Source organism: Mesorhizobium sp. M8A.F.Ca.ET.057.01.1.1, from assembly GCF_003952565.1.
Lineage (GTDB): Bacteria > Pseudomonadota > Alphaproteobacteria > Rhizobiales > Rhizobiaceae > Mesorhizobium.
In genome coordinates, this window is sequence record NZ_CP034454.1 from 5,844,942 (window position 1) to 5,862,366 (window position 17,425).

The window sequence follows — 17,425 nt, forward strand, 5'->3', positions numbered from 1 at the left end:
TTCGCCTCGCCGTGATACGAGACCGCCGCACCAAATGAAAAGCGCCGGTCTGCCGGCATTCCGTCCAGGGAAATTCCATGTCTCACGCCGCCGCTGCCAAGCCGGCCACCGCCCGCAAATCCCCAGCCCTTTCCGGCACGGCCCGCGTGCCGGGCGACAAGTCGATCTCGCACCGCTCCTTCATGTTCGGGGGCTTGCCTCCGGCGAAACGCGCATCACCGGCCTGCTCGAGGGCGAGGACGTGATGCGCACGGGCGCGGCCATGAAGGCGATGGGCGCGCATATAGAGAAGCGCGGCGCCGAATGGGTGATCCGCGGCACCGGCAACGGCGCGCTGCTGCAGCCGGAAGGCCCGCTCGATTTCGGCAATGCCGGCACCGGCTCGCGGCTGACCATGGGCCTGGTCGGCACCTACGACATGGAAACGACCTTCATCGGCGATGCTTCGCTGTCCGGCCGGCCGATGGGCCGCGTGCTGGAACCGCTGCGCCAGATGGGCGTGCAGGTGCTGAAGGCGACGCCCGGCGACCGCATGCCAATCACGCTGCATGGCCCAAAGCACGCAGCCCCGATCACCTACCGCGTCCCGATGGCGTCGGCGCAGGTGAAGTCGGCGGTGTTGCTGGCTGGTCTCAACACACCGGGCATCACCACCGTGATCGAGCCCGTGATGACCCGCGACCATACCGAAAAGATGCTGAAAGGCTTTGGCGCCAATCTGTCGGTCGAGACCGACGAACGCGGCGTGCGCCACATTTTCATCGAAGGCCAGGGCAGACTGACCGGCCAGACGATCGCCGTGCCCGGCGATCCGTCCTCGGCCGGCTTCCCGCTGGTCGCTGCACTGATCGTGCCGGGTTCGGACATCGTGATCGAAAACGTGCTGATGAACCCGACCCGCACCGGCCTGCTGCTGACGCTGCAGGAAATGGGCGGCCAGATCGACATTTTGAACCCACGCAATGCCGGTGGCGAGGATGTCGCCGATCTGCGCGTGCGCTATTCCGAACTCAAGGGAGTCACCGTGCCGCCGGAGCGGGCGCCGTCGATGATCGACGAGTACCCGGTGCTGGCTGTCGCGGCCAGCTTCGCCGAGGGCGAGACGCTGATGCAGGGGCTGGAAGAATTGCGGGTGAAGGAATCCGATCGGCTGTCAGCGGTGGCCAACGGGCTGAAACTCAACGGCGTCGACTGCACAGAGGGCGAAGCTTCGCTCGCCGTGCTCGGCAGGCCTGGCGGCAAGGGCCTGGGAGGCCATCCCAACGGCCTGGATACGACCGTGCAGACCCATCTCGATCACCGCATCGCCATGAGCTTTCTGGTGATGGGACTGGCGACGGAAAAGCCGGTCACCATCGATGACCAGGCGATGATCGCGACGAGCTTTCCGGAGTTCATGGGGCTGATGACGGGGCTGGGCGCGGAGATTGAGTGATTGTCGATGGCAATTGCAAACCTCGGAGATTGGATGCCGACATCCCTCCCTTCGTCATCCTGGGGCGAAGCAAGGAGCGGAGCGACGCGGCGCAGACCCCAGGATCCATGCCGTGACTTCAACGCTCCACAACGGTGCAATATTCTGCTCCGCGGCATCCTTCGGTTGAGGACACGGCATGGATCCCAGGGTCTCCGCGACGGAGCTTCGCTCCTGCTCCGCCCTAGGATGACGAACGCGTTGGGATCGACGGCCCGCGAATGACCCACCCCTTCACCATCGCCATCGACGGCCCTGCCGGTGCCGGCAAGGGCACCCTCGCCCGCCGTCTGGCCGACCACTACCGGCTGAACCTGCTCGACACCGGCCTCACCTACCGGGCGGTGGCCTATGCGCTGATCCAGCACGCGCTGCCGCTCGACAATGTCTCGGCGGCGGAGACCGCGGCGCGCCAGGTCGACCTGGCTAAGCTCGACCGGTCGGTGCTGTCGGCGCATGCGGTCGGCGAAGCGGCTTCGAAGGTCGCGGTGTTTCCGACGGTGCGGCGCATCCTGGTCGAAAAGCAGCGCGACTTCGCCACGACGCCGCCGGGCGCGGTGCTGGACGGGCGCGACATCGGCACGGTCGTGTGCCCCGATGCCGACATCAAACTCTATGTGACGGCAAGCGCCGAGGTGCGTGCCAAGCGCCGGCTGGCCGAGATCGAAAGCATTGGCGGCACCGCCAATTTCAGTGAAATCCTGGCCGACATCGTGCGCCGCGACGAACGCGACATGGGCCGTGCCGACTCGCCACTGAAGCCCGCCGCCGACGCGCACTTGCTAGATACCAGCGAAATGGCTATAGAAGCCGCGTTTCTCGCGGCCATGGCGATCGTTGACGACGTGCTGGCCAGGAGAAACAAGGCCTGATCCGGGTTTTCTCTCGCGTTTCCGTTGCCGGAAGCACGGAAAACACCCATATCGGGCACGAACCAGCCTGCCAGCATTCTTCATGCGCCGGAATTGCCGCTTAAGAAGCGGCCCAGGGCTTTATTAAGCCCGGAACGCCGGCAGGCCAACGCAACGCTAACCCACGGCGCCCGTCCCGCTCAGAGATGCGGGGCACTCCAGGAGAAAATATGTCAGCTGCAAATCCCACTCGCGATGATTTCGCGAGCCTGCTCGAAGAATCATTCACCACCGGCCACTCCGGCGAAGGTCAGGTCGTCAAGGGCACGATCACCGCGATCGAAAAGGACATGGCCATCATCGACGTCGGCCTCAAGGTCGAAGGCCGCGTGCCGCTGAAGGAATTCGGCGTCAAGGGCAAGGACACCACCCTCAAGGTCGGTGACACCGTCGAAGTCTATGTCGAGCGCATCGAGAACGCGCTTGGCGAAGCCATGCTTTCCCGTGAGAAGGCCCGCCGCGAAGAGAGCTGGGTCCGCCTCGAAGAGAAGTTCACCAAGGGTGAGCGCGTCGAAGGCGTCATCTTCAACCAGGTCAAGGGCGGCTTCACCGTCGACCTCGACGGCGCCGTGGCTTTCCTGCCGCGCAGCCAGGTCGATATCCGCCCGATCCGCGACGTTTCCCCGCTGATGCACAACCCGCAGCCCTTCGAGATCCTCAAGATGGATCGCCGCCGCGGCAACATCGTGGTGTCGCGCCGTACCGTGCTCGAGGAGAGCCGCGCCGAACAGCGTTCGGAAATCGTGCAGAACCTCGAAGAAGGCCAGGTGGTCGAAGGCGTCGTCAAGAACATCACCGACTATGGTGCGTTCGTCGACCTCGGCGGCATCGACGGCCTGCTGCACGTCACCGACATGGCATGGCGCCGCGTCAACCATCCGACCGAAATCCTCAACATCGGTCAGACGGTCAAGGTGCAGATCATCCGCATCAACCAGGAAACCCACCGCATCTCGCTCGGCATGAAGCAGCTCGAGAGCGATCCGTGGTCCGAGATCGGCACCAAGTTCCCGATCGGCAAGAAGATCAAGGGTACCGTCACCAACATCACCGACTACGGCGCGTTCGTCGAGCTGGAGCCCGGCATCGAGGGTCTCATCCACGTTTCGGAAATGTCGTGGACGAAGAAGAACGTGCACCCCGGCAAGATCCTGTCGACGACGCAGGAAGTCGACGTGGTGGTGCTCGAGGTCGATCCGGCCAAGCGCCGCATCTCGCTCGGCCTCAAGCAGACGCTGGAGAATCCGTGGCAGGCTTTCGCCTCGAGCCATCCGGTCGGCAGCCAGGTCGAGGGCGAGGTCAAGAACAAGACCGAGTTCGGCCTGTTCATCGGCCTCGAAGGCGACGTGGACGGCATGGTTCACCTCTCCGATCTCGACTGGACCCGTCCGGGCGAGCAGGTCATCGAAGAGTACAATCGCGGCGATATGGTCAAGGCGCAGGTGCTCGACGTCGACATCGACAAGGAGCGCATCTCGCTCGGGATCAAGCAGCTGGCCAAGGATACGGTCGGCGAAGCGGCGACTTCAGGCGAACTGCGCAAGAACGCCGTCGTCACCTGCGAAGTCATCGGCGTCAAGGATGGTGGTCTGGAAGTGCGGCTGGTCGACAGCGGCATCGAGACCTTCATCAAGCGCTCCGACCTCAGCCGTGATCGCGACGAGCAGCGTCCCGAGCGCTTCACCGTTGGCCAGAAGGTCGATGCCCGCGTCATCGCCTTCGACAAGAAGACCCGCAAGCTGCAGGTCTCGATCAAGGCGCTGGAAATCGCCGAAGAGAAGGAAGCGGTCGCACAGTACGGCTCAACCGACTCCGGCGCTTCGCTGGGCGACATCCTGGGTGCCGCGCTGAAGAAGCAGGGCAACTAAGACCTTCGCAACGCGAAGCTCTTCGCGCAGCCTTAAAAACAAAACCCCGCCGGATCGCTCCGGCGGGGTTTTTCTTTTGAGCGGTTCAGCGTTTGATAGAACCGCCGACCCGCTCTAACTCTTTGTTTTCACGCAATTCCCAAGGGAAAGCGCTACGCGCTTTTCCCGGGAAAACCGTTACACACTTTTCCTGGAATGCTCTAGGCGAATGCTCTTGAAGCTCAGGCCCTGCCGTAGAGCGGCACCAGCGTTCCGCTCATTGCCTGGTTGGTGGGCGAGACGAGATAGGCGATTGCTTCAGCCGCCGCTTCGAGGCTGACCCATTTGGTGAAATCGGCATCCGGCATGTCGGCGCGGTTCGCCGGCGTGTCGAGCGTCGAGGGGGCCACGGCATTGACCAGGATGCCTTTGGCCTTGAGTTCTTCCGCCATGGCCACCGTCATGGCAGCGACCGCCGCTTTGCTGGCGGTGTAGGCGACCATCCCGGCGCCGCGCCTGGGGTCGAGCCCGGCGCGCGCGGTGACATTGACGATGCGGCCGGCAGAGCCCGACGCCAGCATCGAGCGGATAGCCGCGCGGCTGCACAGGAAGGTGGTGCGGGCATTGGTGTCCATCATCTCGGCGAAGGATGCCGATTCGATCTTTTCCACCGGTGCCATGGCAAAGCCGCCCGCCAGATGGATCGATCCCCACAAGGCTGGAACCTGAGAATAGAACGCTTCGACCTTGGCGGAGTCCGACAGGTCGACATTGTGTGCCAGCTTCACATTGTCGTGCGCGGTGAAGGGGAAGTGTGAAGGTGCCGCGGCGTGCGCGTTCGGCACGTGGCAGATCGCGCCCTGCTCCAGCAGCCTGCCGACCACCGCCCCACCGAGCGCGCCGGTTCCACCGGTCACAACGATATGCCTGCCTTCAAGTGTTTCCGTCATCCTGGACCGCTCCTGTCATTTTTATGACTTTTGTCGTTGGTTAGCCGCGCCGACGCGAAGCGTCGCGCCTTTCAGTCGATCACTCAACCGATATCTCGACATGGCAGCCGTCACGTCTTTGCATGCGTCAGGACACCGTCGAATAGCGAAGCCGCCCGGAAGCGCCTCATGCCTTCCAAGACTAAGCCGGCAAATGGTCCGCTTCCGGACGGGGGACGGCTTGGATGGTTCAAACGACCGTGATTTCGATGACGCGTGGCAGTGCCGTTGCCCGGGCGTGCTTCAGCGCCTGTGGCAAGGCGTCGATGTCGGCTAGCCTTTCGGCTGGTATGCCATAGGCTTCGGCGAGCTTGCAGAAATCCGGCGGCGCCGGCGACACGCCGACAGGTTCCACGCCGACATCGAGCATCGAGGTCTCGATCTCGCGATAGCCCCTGTTGTTCCAGACGACAAAGATGACGGGCGCTTCGGAATCCAGCGCTACGGCTATCTCCGGCAAGGTGAACTGGAAGCCGCCGTCGCCGGTCAGGCAGACAACCGGGGCATCGGGCATGGCGAGTGCCGCTCCGATCGCCGCCGGAGGGCCATAGCCCAGCGCGCCGAAGCCGGTCGCGGCATTGAACCAGCCGCCGGGCCGGTCGTGGTCGTAATAGAGGTTGGCGGCGTAAATGGGCTGGGTGGAGTCGCCGACGATGATGGCACCAGGCAAGGCATCGCGGATCATTTCCACGGCATGCACCTGCGCCACATAGGCCGGGCTCAACTCGGCAAAGGCGGCCTTTCGCCCCGCCGCGGCGCGGCCATGGCCGTCTTCGCCGGCGCTGTGGGCGGGATCGATCGCCGCAAGCAGGGCCTCGATCGCCGCGGCGCAATCGGCCTGGATGGCGACCGTCACCGGGCGCCGCGCAAGCTGGTCGGCGCCGATGTCGATACGGATCAGGTTCGAAGGCAGCACAAAGCCGCCGTCGCCATAGCCGTCATAGTCGGTCGGTCCGAATTCAGTGCCGGCGGCGATCACCAGATCGGCCTCGGCCATCAGCGCGCGAACCGCCTTCAGGCTCGGGCTTGCCGGCACGCAAAGCGGATGACCATGCATCAGGCCGCGTGCGTTGGTGGTCTCGACAACCGGCGCGCCCAGCCTTTCGGCAAGCCGCCGCAGTGGGGCTTCGGCCTTCCTGGCGCCGCCACCGGCAAGGATCATCGGACGGCGTGCTACCTTGATTAGCTTTGCCGCCTCGGCAATTGCCCTGGCGTCCGGAGCAGGCGGGGCGGCATTGCTCAGCGCAGCCGCAAGACCGTCGGCAGGCTTCACCATGACGTCGGTCGGAATTTCGATGTGCACCGGTCCTGGACGCGCGGACGAAAACAAGGCGAAGGCACGGGCGAGCGCGCCTGGCAGTTCTGCGGCCTCGGTGATGCGCTCCGAGAACAGCGCTACCTTCTCCATCATGCCGCGCTGGTCGGGCAATTCATGCAGGAAGCCGAACCCCTTGCCGAGCGTGTCGGTGGCGTTGACGCCAGAGATCACCAGCATAGGCACCGAATCGGCGCGCGCCTGGCCCATGGCAGTGATGGTGTTGGTCAACCCCGGCCCGGTAATGACGAAGGCGACGCCCGGCCTGCCGCTGGCGCGGGCATAGCCGTCGGCCATGAAGCCGGCGCCCTGTTCGTGGCGCGGCGTGACATGGCGGATCTTAGACCTTGCCAGGCCGCGATAGAGCTCGACCGTATGGACGCCGGGGATGCCGAAGACGGTGTCGACGCCATGGGCCTCGAGTAGCGAAATGAGCGCTTCGCCGATGGTGGTCATTGGTTTACTTCCCTATTTCTTTGTTTCTTACGCAATTCCCAAGGGAAAGCGCTTCTCACTTTTCCTGGAATTGCTCTAGCGGCGCGAGGCCGAGCTCGGCCTCGACAGCCTTGATGCCAATCGCCGCCAATTCGCCGGGCGAGAACATCTCGCCGGCCAGGCAGCCTTCGATCCAGAGCCCGTCGATGATCGCATTGATCGCGATGGCATGGTGGCGCAGCTCGCCTGCGTCCGGCTTGTGCTGTTCGGCGGCGAGCACTTCGGCCACGACCGCTTCCACCTCGTTGCGAAAGCCAAGGTACCCATCGCGGTGGGCACGCGCCAAGGCAGGATCGGCACCGGCGCGGCCGATGAAGGTTGCCCAGAGCGAAAAAACCCGCGCATCGATGATCGGCGCATTGAGATTGGCGGCGACGAAGGCCGCGAGGCGTTGGCGCGGCGAGGCATCATCCATGACCAATGCCGCTTTCGCCTGCTCGGTCATGCGGCCGACCAGCGCCGTATAGGCTTCCTGCAGCAATTCTTCCTTGCCTGGGAAATAATGCCGGATCAGCCCGGCGGTGACGCCGGCGCGCAATGCGATGGTGCGCAAGGTGGCACCCTGCAGGCCATATTCCGCCACGCTGTCCAGAGTCGCTTCGATCAGATCCTGCCGCCGCCGCCCCTCGCCCTCGCGACGGAACTTACGGCGCGCATTCATTGACGCAGGATCGGTCGCGTCAGGCATGTCGGCCCGCCTTCGCAGGCGATGCAGAGTGCATCCGCCTCGAAGACTTCAACCGTGCAGCCGGCGGCTTCCATGGCCGCCTTGGTCCTGGGAAAGCCCGCGACGGCAATGACCTTGAGCGGGCTGGTCGGCAGTACGTTCAGGCTGAGGCCGTTGGAAGCGGCGAATTCTTCGGCGTCGCCTTCGACCAGCCGGATGCCGCGCGCCTTCAGCGTCTGGTAGAACGGGGCCGGCAAAAGCGGCGAATAGACCAAAGCGAGGTCGTCGGCCAGCGGGCTGATCACCGACATCAGATGCAGGCACGCTTCTTCGCCCTGCCACAGCGGCAGATCAAAGCCGTAGACGGAAATGCCCAGCGGCGTCAGCAGGTTGGAAACCTGCTGGATGCCTTCCTGGTTGGAGCGGACACCGCGCCCGATCGCCAGCGTACGGGCATCCACCCATACACAGTCGCCACCTTCGACCTGGCCAGGAGCCTCGACGCGGCCAAGGATCGGAATGCCCAGTCTTCTGTAGGTTTCCTCATGCAGCGAGGGCTCGCTGGCGCGCAACGGCTTACCCATGGACAGGATCAGCGCGCCACGGTCGGTCATCAGCGACGGGTCGTGCGTGAACACCGAATCCGAAAGTCCGTCGGCCTTGTCCTCGATCCATTCGATCTCGGCGCCGGAAGCCGCCACCAGTTCAGCAAGGACCGCGTGCTGCGAGGCGGCTTTCGCCGGGTTGAATCCCCGGCCATAGTGCCAGGCGGCCCTGTCGGCGTCACGCATGGCGTTGGCCGCCGACCGCATCAGCACGCGCCGCAGCGGCGCCGCCATGGATTGTGATCCGAAAGCGCTCATCGATGCCCTTTTTTAGCTGAAAAAAATCGGAAAAATTTCATGAGAGGTTATTTATACACTTGCACAACAAGGCCGCAAGTGCCGTAATGAGCGGGATTGACGGGCTCGCTCTGTTGAGTCCATGCTTGAAGTCTGGAGCGGGGCAGTACAGCGTATGTTGATTAGCCGGATAGACGTTCGACGAACCGCCGGCGGCCATATGGAGGTCATTTGGTGAGCGCTGTGGCAGCTGCCAAAGTCCCATCAGGCGAGGTGCAGGACGGCGCCGCAGAAGCCATCCATGTCGAGAACCTGCACAAGAAATTCGGTCAACTGCATGTGCTGAAGGGCGTATCGCTGTCGGCGCGCGACGGCGAGGTCATCGCCATCATCGGCGGCTCGGGCTCGGGCAAATCGACGCTGCTGCGCTGCATCAACTGCCTGGAAAATCCGACCAGCGGCATCATCCGGGTCAATGGCGAGGAGATCAAGCTCAAGGCGGACAGCCACGGCCACACCATTCCGGCCGACCGCAGGCAGATCGAACGCATCCGCTCCAAGCTCGGCATGGTGTTCCAGAACTTCAACCTGTGGAGCCATATGACGCTGATCGAAAACGTCATCGAGGTTCCCGTGCACGTGCTGGGCGTCAAGCGCGACCAGGCAATCGCCCAGGCCGAAAAGCTGCTGGCGCGCGTCGGGCTCGCCGAGAAACGCGATGTCTATCCGGCCTATCTCTCCGGTGGCCAGCAGCAGCGCGCCGCGATCGCTCGCGCCTTGGCCATCAATCCGCGCGTCATGCTGTTCGACGAACCGACCTCCGCCCTCGATCCCGAACTGGTCGGCGAAGTGCTGAAGGTGATCGGCGATCTGGCGCGCGAAGGCCGCACCATGGTGCTGGTCACCCACGAAATGAAATTCGCCCGAGAGGTCGCGACCCACGTCGTCTACCTCTACAACGGGCTGGTCGAGGAGGAAGGCCCGCCGGAGCAGATCTTTGGCGCGCCCAAATCCGAAAGGCTCAAGCAGTTCATCCGCAACATCGGCTAGAGACAGGCCGGGACGGAAGAAAACCGGGAACCAACAACAAACTGGGAGTTCTGAAAATGAAGACTGTTCTGAAGACATTCGCCGCGGCACTGCTGCTCGGCGTCGCCGCCATGGGCGTGGCCAAGGCCGATCCGGTCAAGATCGGCGTCGCCGCCGAACCCTACGCGCCCTTCACCTCGCCCGATGCTTCGGGCAAATGGGTCGGCTGGGAAATCGACTTCATCGACGCCGTGTGCGCCGAGGAAAAGCTCGACTGCGTCATCACCCCTGTCGCCTGGGACGGCATCATCCCGGCGCTGACCACCAAGAAGATCGACCTTATCGTCTCGTCGATGTCGATCACCGACGAACGCAAGAAGACCATCGACTTCTCCGACAAGTACTACAACACGCCGACCGCGATCATCGGTCCCAAGGACCAGAAGTTCGGCGCCACGCCCGACGATCTCAAGGGCAAGGTCCTGGGCGTCCAAGTGTCGACGGTGCATGCCGTCTACGCCAAGAAGCACTTCGGCCCGACCGCATCCGAGATCAAGGAATACCAGACGCAGGACGAAGCCAACAACGACCTTGCCGCCGGCCGCCTCGACGCGGTGCAGGCCGATTCCATCGCACTCAAGGAGTTCCTCAAGACCGACCAGGGCAAGGCCTGCTGCGATCTCAAGGGCATGGTGGCCCCTGACGACGAGGTGCTCGGACCGGGCGTCGGCGCCGGCGTGCGCAAGGAAGACACTGATCTGAAAGAGAAGATCAACGCCGGCATCAAGGCGATCCGCGCCAACGGCAAATATGACGAAATCTCGAAGAAATACTTCGATTTCGACATTTACGGCGGCGCCACGCAGTCGAACTGACGACCCTCGCACGGCTGGAGGACAGGGCGTTGACGCCCCCATCCTCCAGCCGGCCTGTCCACGCATGCTTGCCGCCGGCCGCAGGTGCCGGCGGATCGAGCCAGCAATCCGGGGGCGACGCTGATCGAATCCTTTCTCCCGGCCTCGGCGGCCGGCATCGTCGAACTTCTCTCGCCCGCGCCCGTCGGCTGGGGCGGGACGCTCCTAGTCGGGCTCCTGCATTCGCTCGAGATCGCCGTCGGCGCCACCATCGTCGGCCTGCTGATTGGAACCTGGGGTGCCTATGGCAAGCTTTACGGCGGACCGGTGGTGCGCGACCTGTTCGCGGTCTACACCACGGTGGTGCGGGCCGTGCCGGAACTGGTGCTGATCCTGCTGCTCTACTATGCCGGCACCGACCTGATAAACCAGGTGCTGGCCGCCATGGGCTACCAGCGTGTCGACATAAGTGGGCTGGTGGCCGGCATCGCCGTGCTCGGCTTCGTCCAAGGCGCCTATTCGACGGAAGTCATCCGCGGCGCGATCCTCGCCATTCCGCAGGGCCAGATCGAAGCCGCCCGCGCCTTCGGCATGTCTCCCGGCCTTCTGTTGCGGCGCATCACGCTGCCGGCGATGCTGCCTTTCGCCATTCCGGGCCTCGCCAATCTGTGGCTGATCGCCACCAAGGACACCGCACTGCTGGCCGTCGTCGGCTTCTTCGAACTGACGCTGGCGACACGGCAGGCGGCGGGCGTCACCAAGGCCTATCTGATTTTCTTCCTCGCCGCCGGCGTGCTCTATCTCTGTGTGACGCTGGTTTCGAACTTCCTGCTTGGCCGCGCCGAGAAATGGGCGCGGCGCGGCATGCCTTCGATCAAGGAGGCACGTTGATGACCGGTGAAACAGTCATCATCGATACGGCGGCGCGCGCTTCGCTCTGGCTGCAGCCGCATCGCATCGTGCTGATCCTCATCGCGGTGGGCCTGGTGGCGTCGGCCGCCTTCTTCATGCGCTGGGACTGGCTGCCGCAATATTGGGAAATGGGCCTGATGGGCATCTGGCGTGCCCTGTGGATCCTGGCCGTCACCTGCGCGCTCGGCTTCATGATCGCCGTGCCGGTCGGGCTGGCGCAGGCGGCCGGCTCGATCTGGGTCGCGGCTCCGGCGAAAGTCTTCTGCACCATCATTCGCGGCACGCCGCTGCTGCTGCAACTGTGGCTGCTCTATTACGGGCTGGGCTCGCTGTTCCCGCAATATCCATGGATCCGCGAATCCTGGATGTGGCCCTATCTCAGGCAGGCATGGCCATACGGCGTGCTGGCGCTGACCTTGTCCTTCGCCGGTTACGAGGGCGAGGTGATGCGCGGCGCCTTTGCCGGCGTGCCCAAGGGGCAGTTGGAAGCGGCCCGCGCCTTCGGCATGAGCCGCTGGAAGATTTTCCGCCGCATCTGGCTGCCACAGGCCTTTTACCGGGCGCTGCCGACGCTGACCGGCGAGACCGTGCTGCAGTTGAAATCGACGCCGCTGGTGGCGACGATCAGCGTGATCGACATCTTCGCGGTCTCGTCCAAGGTGCGGCAGGACACCTACCTCACCTACGAGCCCCTGCTGCTCTTGGCGTTGATCTATATGGCGATCACCGGCATTCTGGTCTTCGCCTTCAGCCGGATCGAGGCGCGGATCCCGGTCAAGATAGGTTAGGGGAGTAGGGGAGTAGGGGAGTAGGGGAGTAGGGGAGTAGGGGAGTAGGGGAGTAGGGGAGTAGGGGAGTAGGGGAGTATCCGCTCACTTCCGCATTCACATATCCAGCCCTATTCGCTATTCACTGCGCACAATTCCCTTACTCCCTTACTCCCCTACTCCCTTTCCTTAGGACGGCCACCATGCAACTCAGTCTCGACCAGGCAAAAGGACTGTGCCGGATGGCGGCACTTGGCGCCGGCGCCAATGAGGAAGCGGCGCAATCGCTCGCCGCCTCGATCATCGCCGCCGAGGCAGAAGGACTTGCAGCCGTCGGGCTGTCGCATTTCATCGATTATCTCGAAGCGCTCGAGGCCGGGCGCATCGACGGCAATGCCGATCCGGTGATCACCCGGCCGGCGCTGGCCGTCTATCTCTCGGACGCACGCGGGGGGCTGGCGCATACAGGCTTCGACCGCACCATCGACGACCTCGCCAAGGCGGCAAGACTGTTCGGCGTCGCCATCTTCTCACAGAAGAACGCCTATACGTGCGGAGCGCTCGGCTACTTCACCGGCCGGCTGGCGGCGCAGGGGCTGGTCTCCTTTGCCGCCACCAATGGACCGGCCGTGCTGGCCGGCTCGGGCTCGGTCAAGCCGGTCTACTGCACCAATCCGATGTCGTTTGCCGCGCCCGCCGCCGACGGTGCGCCGCTGGTCATCGACCAGTCGTCGAGCGCGACCGCTTTCGTCAACATCCGCAAGGCCGCCGAAGACGGCAAGAAGATCCCCGAAGGCTGGGCGCTGGATGCCAGCGGCAATTCGACGACCGACCCGGCCGCCGCGATGAAGGGCGCCATGCTTGCCTTTGGCGGCCAACGCGGGGCCAACATCGCCCTGATGGTCGAGGTGCTGGCGGCCGGCCTGTCGGGCGCCAACTGGTCGCTCGACGCGCCGTGGTTCAGTGGCGGCCCCGACAGTCCGGGAACCGGCCTGTTCGTGCTCGCGGTCGAGCCCAAGCTGCTCGATCCGGATTTCGAGCAGCGCATGAAAGACCAACTCGACCGGCTGCGCCGGCGCTATGGCGTGCATGTGCCCGGCCGTGCCCGGGCCGAAGCGGCCGAAAAGGCGCAGGCGCGCGGCATCACCGCGCCCAAGGCAGTGATCCAGCGTATCTCCGAATTCGCCGAGCGCTATTCGGCCTGAAGAAATCGGCGATTTTTTTCCGCGCCTCGGTGAACCTTCCCGCGCGTCCCGACGACGAATGGCTGTCCGGGTCGGGTTTGCCCGGTCGGTGTCTTCTGTCGGATGCGTCCAGGGCCGAGGCGGGCGTACTTGCTTCACGCCCATGCTGATACCGTCTCAGGTCAGGCCACCTCGTTGGCCCTGGTTTCGACACGAACTTCACCCGGAAAACCCCGCTTCGGCGGGGTTTTCTGCGTTTGTCGTTGGTGACGCCAAAACATGATTGCAACAGTTAACTTTTGTTAACTTGACTTGGTTGGAACCCTCGGGCGTTTGCGAAAGGCATTATCACAAAAACTGGAGCTCCGATGACCGCGACCACCGACGCCACCCACGGCAAGCTGATCATTCCGGCGCTTGGCCGGCTGTATTCGTCGCTGCATGATGCAGGTGAAACCGTCCTGCGCGTCGTCGCCGGCGCGTTCCTCACCATCCACGGCTCGCAGAAGATCGCCAACCCTTTCGGCGCCGCCGAAATGGTCGAAGGCCTGGGCTTCTATCCCGGCTCCTTCTGGTCGTTGCTTTTGGCCTGTACCGAATTCTTCGGCGGCATCCTGATCGCCGTCGGTCTTCTGACGCGGCCCGCCGCCTTTGCCGGCCTGTTCGTGCTGCTGGTGACCGTCTGGTTCCACTGGGTCACCATGGGCCAGGGCTTCTCGGGCGCTGAAAAATCGCTCCTGTGGGCGGCGATCCTGCTGTTCTTCGTCATTCGCGGCGGCAACCGGTACTCGGTCGATGCCCGCCTCGGCAGGGCATTCTGACACACCCGAAAGAAGGGTGGCAGCGACGACGCGTCACCCTTTGCCTTTGGTGCAAAACGGACTATGAAACGGCTCAGCCAAGCCATCTGGAACGCGCGCCGGAGCCCGCCATGACCGAAATCCTGCAGACCCCAAAGCTCGTCGTCGTCTTTGGCGGGTCAGGCTTTGTCGGCCGTCATGTCGTGCGGGCACTGGCCAAACGCGGCTATCGCATCCGGGTCGCCTGCCGGCGGCCCGATCTTGCCGGCCATCTGCAGCCGCTCGGCAATGTCGGCCAGATCCAGCCGGTGCAGGCCAATGTCCGCGTGCGCTGGTCGGTCGACCGCGCCGTGCAGGGCGCCGACCACGTCGTCAATCTCGTCGCCGTCCTGCATGAGAGCGGCCGGCAGAAATTCTCCGCCGTGCACGAATTCGGTGCTCGCGCGATCGCCGAAGCCGCCCGCTCCGTCGGCGCCGGGCTTACCCATATTTCGGCGCTCGGCGCCGATCTGGACTCCGAATCGGATTATGCGCGCACCAAGGCGCTGGGCGAGAAGGCGGTGCTGGAGACGATCGCCGATGCCGTGATTTTCCGGCCGTCGATCAATTTCGGGCCGGAAGACAGTTTCTTCAACCGCTTCGCCAGCATGGCGCGCTATTCGCCGGTGCTGCCGCTGATCGGCGGCGGCCAGACCAAGTTCCAGCCGGTCTATGTCGGCGACGTCGCAGAGGCGGTGGCGCGCTCGGTCGACGGCCAGATCGATGGCGGCCAGGTCTACGAGCTTGGCGGCCCCAACGTGCTCACCTTCAAGGAGTGCATGCAGGAACTTCTCACCGTGATCGAGCGCAAGCGCATGCTGGTGCCGGTGCCATGGTGGGTGGCCAACCTCCAGGCCTCGATCCTGGGCCTGTTGCCCAATCCGCTGCTGACCAAGGACCAGGTGATGCAGCTGCGCGAGCACAACATCGTTTCAGACGAAGCGGCCAAAACCAACCGGACATTGGCGGGGCTCGGCATCCAGCCGCAATCGATCGCGACGATCCTGCCCAGCTACCTCTGGCGCTTCCGCGCCGCCGGCCAGTTCCAGCAGCGCAAGCCCGCGGTGTGAGGGACGCAACAGCTCCTCGGGAAGCCGGAAGCCGTCGTTCGCAGGCCGGCATCACCTGAATATCGGCACACCTAGCGAGGCGTGACCTGCATCGGCAGACCCCCTTGCGGCTGCGTGGTCAATTTCTGCACCGGCCAGGGTTTTGTTTCGGCCGTCGTGTCGAAGCGGAAGCGGGACAAAAGTATGGCGAGCGCGATGATCGCCTCCTGCATGGCGAAGCTGGCGCCGATGCAGACGCGCGGGCCCGCGCCGAAGGGCAGATACTGGAAGCGGTCGATCTTTTCACGGTTTCCAGGGTGGAAGCGTTCGGGCAGAAAGGCGTCAGGCTTGTCCCACAGCTTCCTGTGGCGGTGAACGACCCACGGCATCACCAGCACGGCGGCGTACTTGGGGATGTAGAGATCCTTCCACATTTCGGGTTCGATCGGCTCGCGATTGATCGACGGCGCCGGCGGATAGAGCCGGAGCGCCTCGTCGAAGGCGGCGCGTGTCAGCGGCATGGCGTCGAGCCACTTCGTCGGATCGGGCTCGCGCGCCAGCACCTGGTCGATCTCCCGTTCGATCCGGTCGCGCTCCCAGGGCGATTCAGCCAGGCAATACAGCGTCCAGCCGAGCGCGCGCGCCGTCGTCTCGTGGCCGGCGCCGATGAAGGTGATGATGTTGTCCTCGACTTCCGGGCGCGTCAGCCCGTCGGGGCCTTCTGCCTTGAGCAGCAACGTCAGGAAATCCTGCGGCACGGCATCGGGGTCGCGCCTGAACTTTTCTTCGCGCATCCTGACCGTGTCGGTCACGATCTTGCGGAAATAGGCCATCGTCTTGCGGCCGCGGATGCGGGTCAACCGCGGCAGCCAGTCGGGCGCGCGCAACAGGTCGAGCGGATCGACGCGGCCCATGGTTTCGAACAGGCGATCGATCTCGTTGGCGAAACTGCCCGGTTTCCCCGCGATCTCGCCGGAAAACAGCGTCTCAGCCAGGATATCGTAGGTCAGCAGCGTCATGTCATGGGCGATGTCCGAGGTGCCGCCCGCCTCGTAACGGGTGACGAATTCCAGCGTGCGTTTCAGCATCGGCTGCGCGAAGCCGAAGATGTGGCGCGGCGTGAACACCGGCGCCATCGCCTTGCGCGACCGCTTCCACACCTCGCCCTCGGCGGTCAGCAGGCCGTCGCGCAGGATCGGCCTCAGGATCTTCTGGCGCACCGTCGCCATCTTGTAGTTCTTGGCGTTGTCGACCAGCACATGGCGGATCAGGCCGGGATCATTGGCGATGACCAGCGGCCCACCAGCGCCGTTGGCCGAAATCCAGGGTTCGTTGTAGGTCGGCTCGCCCCAGAGTTCGAGCGGATTGCGATAGACGATGCGGATCATCTCCAGCGTCGAAGGCGGCGATGTGCGCGGCTTCGGGGCGGGAGGAACGAAGGGGGCGGGCTGAGTATCCATGAAGTGCTCCGCTGCTCACATCAATGTAGTGGCTGGCACACCAGGCGTCCATGTGCCCGAACGGCAGACCGGACCGTGGCAGAAGGAACGCCAGGGCGGACAGTCTGTTCATCCGATCGCGACCGCTCCGCCAGGGTTCTATCTTGTCTGCAGAAACGCTCTGCCGTAGTGACGGTCACCAACGGATACCGCCAGACAAAGGAGCCTGCCTTGAAGCACCAGTTGAACATCATCATCGGCAGCACGCGGCCCGGCCGCGCCGGCCCGGTTTTTGCCGAGTGGCTGGAGACGTTCGTGCGCGAGCACGGAAAATTCGAACCACTGCTGACCGACATTGCCGCGTTCAACCTGCCGGTGCTGGACGAACCGCATCATCCAAGGCTGGGCAACTATCAGAACGACCACACCAAGGCCTGGTCGAAGGCGATCGACGCCGCCGATGCCTTTGTCTTCGTGGCGCCGGAATACAATTATTTCGTGGCACCCGCAATCGTCAACGCGGTCGACTATCTCGCCCGCGAATGGAAATACAAGCCCGCCGCCATCTTCAGCTATGGCGGTGTCTCCGGCGGCCTGCGCGCGGCGCAGGCGCTGAAGCCGCTGCTGACCGCGGTCGGCATCATGCCGATCCCGGAAGGCGTCGCGCTGCCGCTGTACCAGAAACTGCTCGACGACGATGGCGCCTTTGATGCCAGCGAGCAGGTGCGGGGCGGGGCCAAGACCATGCTGGACGAACTGTCGCGTTGGAGCGAGGCGTTGAAACCAATGCGCGCAGCCTGAAGGAGCCGCTC

Annotated in this window: 15 protein-coding genes and 1 pseudogene; 11 read left to right on the plus strand and 5 right to left on the minus strand. The window is 64.1% G+C overall.

Going from position 1 to position 17,425, the window contains the following annotated elements; genetic code table 11:
• Positions 1-77 precede the first annotated feature (77 nt).
• The 3 genes and pseudogenes from aroA to rpsA all read left to right on the plus strand — a co-directional run bounded on the left by aroA (position 78) and on the right by rpsA (position 4,253).
• Positions 78-1,435, plus strand: a pseudogene (gene aroA / locus EJ077_RS27740) (3-phosphoshikimate 1-carboxyvinyltransferase).
• A 260-nt stretch (positions 1,436-1,695) separates the two neighbouring features.
• Positions 1,696-2,346, plus strand: coding sequence for a (d)CMP kinase (gene cmk, locus EJ077_RS27745; RefSeq protein WP_208697858.1), 651 nt, complete (start codon positions 1,696-1,698; stop codon positions 2,344-2,346).
• 209 nt (positions 2,347-2,555) lie between these two features.
• Positions 2,556-4,253: a 30S ribosomal protein S1 gene (rpsA, locus tag EJ077_RS27750; protein WP_127275816.1), complete on the plus strand. Its 1,698-nt coding sequence runs from the start codon at positions 2,556-2,558 to the stop codon at positions 4,251-4,253.
• A gap of 221 nt (positions 4,254-4,474) precedes the next feature.
• Here rpsA and EJ077_RS27755 read toward each other — a convergent pair whose 3' ends face one another.
• The 4 genes from EJ077_RS27755 to EJ077_RS27770 form a co-directional block, all read right to left on the minus strand.
• Complete coding sequence (locus EJ077_RS27755) at positions 4,475-5,182, minus strand: SDR family NAD(P)-dependent oxidoreductase (RefSeq protein WP_208697859.1); 708 nt, start codon at positions 5,180-5,182, stop codon at positions 4,475-4,477.
• Positions 5,183-5,411: 229 nt separating this feature from the next.
• Positions 5,412-6,992, minus strand: a complete 1,581-nt coding sequence (locus EJ077_RS27760) for a 5-guanidino-2-oxopentanoate decarboxylase (RefSeq protein WP_208697860.1) — start codon at positions 6,990-6,992, stop codon at positions 5,412-5,414.
• A 55-nt stretch (positions 6,993-7,047) separates the two neighbouring features.
• On the minus strand, positions 7,048-7,719 hold the full coding sequence (locus EJ077_RS27765; RefSeq protein WP_208697862.1) for a TetR family transcriptional regulator C-terminal domain-containing protein: 672 nt from the start codon (positions 7,717-7,719) through the stop codon (positions 7,048-7,050).
• Positions 7,689-8,561, minus strand: coding sequence for a dimethylarginine dimethylaminohydrolase family protein (locus tag EJ077_RS27770; RefSeq protein ID WP_208697864.1), 873 nt, complete (start codon positions 8,559-8,561; stop codon positions 7,689-7,691). Before EJ077_RS27770 ends, EJ077_RS27765 begins: the two co-directional genes overlap by 31 nt.
• A 213-nt stretch (positions 8,562-8,774) precedes the next feature.
• Between EJ077_RS27770 and EJ077_RS27775 the strand changes: the two genes are divergently transcribed.
• From EJ077_RS27775 to EJ077_RS27805, 7 genes are all read left to right on the plus strand, one after another.
• Entirely contained in the window at positions 8,775-9,590 is an 816-nt protein-coding gene (locus EJ077_RS27775; RefSeq protein WP_281040184.1) for an ABC transporter ATP-binding protein, read from the plus strand.
• Positions 9,591-9,646: 56 nt separating this feature from the next.
• Positions 9,647-10,444 carry a transporter substrate-binding domain-containing protein gene (locus tag EJ077_RS27780; RefSeq protein WP_135883722.1) on the plus strand — a complete coding sequence of 266 codons (798 nt, stop codon included), beginning with the start codon at positions 9,647-9,649 and terminating at the stop codon, positions 10,442-10,444.
• Positions 10,445-10,600: 156 nt separating this feature from the next.
• Positions 10,601-11,314 (plus strand): ABC transporter permease, encoded by a 714-nt coding sequence (locus EJ077_RS27785; protein WP_208703147.1) that lies wholly within the window; start codon positions 10,601-10,603, stop codon positions 11,312-11,314.
• Positions 11,314-12,123, plus strand: a complete 810-nt coding sequence (locus EJ077_RS27790) for an ABC transporter permease (protein WP_127275824.1) — start codon at positions 11,314-11,316, stop codon at positions 12,121-12,123. The genes EJ077_RS27785 and EJ077_RS27790 overlap by 1 nt, the downstream gene beginning before the upstream one ends.
• Positions 12,124-12,305: 182 nt before the next feature.
• A complete protein-coding gene (locus EJ077_RS27795; protein WP_208697866.1) occupies positions 12,306-13,307 on the plus strand; it encodes an Ldh family oxidoreductase in 1,002 nt (333 codons plus the stop codon).
• A gap of 347 nt (positions 13,308-13,654) precedes the next feature.
• Positions 13,655-14,107 carry a DoxX family protein gene (locus tag EJ077_RS27800; RefSeq protein ID WP_208697867.1) on the plus strand — a complete coding sequence of 151 codons (453 nt, stop codon included), beginning with the start codon at positions 13,655-13,657 and terminating at the stop codon, positions 14,105-14,107.
• Positions 14,108-14,217: 110 nt separating this feature from the next.
• Positions 14,218-15,195: a complex I NDUFA9 subunit family protein gene (locus tag EJ077_RS27805; RefSeq protein ID WP_208697868.1), complete on the plus strand. Its 978-nt coding sequence runs from the start codon at positions 14,218-14,220 to the stop codon at positions 15,193-15,195.
• Between the two features lie 71 nt (positions 15,196-15,266).
• Here EJ077_RS27805 and EJ077_RS27810 read toward each other — a convergent pair whose 3' ends face one another.
• The gene (locus EJ077_RS27810; RefSeq protein ID WP_208697869.1) at positions 15,267-16,634 is read right to left on the minus strand and encodes a cytochrome P450; all 1,368 of its coding nucleotides are present in this window, start codon (positions 16,632-16,634) and stop codon (positions 15,267-15,269) included.
• A gap of 210 nt (positions 16,635-16,844) precedes the next feature.
• Between EJ077_RS27810 and EJ077_RS27815 the strand changes: the two genes are divergently transcribed.
• A complete protein-coding gene (locus tag EJ077_RS27815; protein WP_208697870.1) occupies positions 16,845-17,414 on the plus strand; it encodes an NADPH-dependent FMN reductase in 570 nt (189 codons plus the stop codon).
• Positions 17,415-17,425 lie beyond the last annotated feature (11 nt).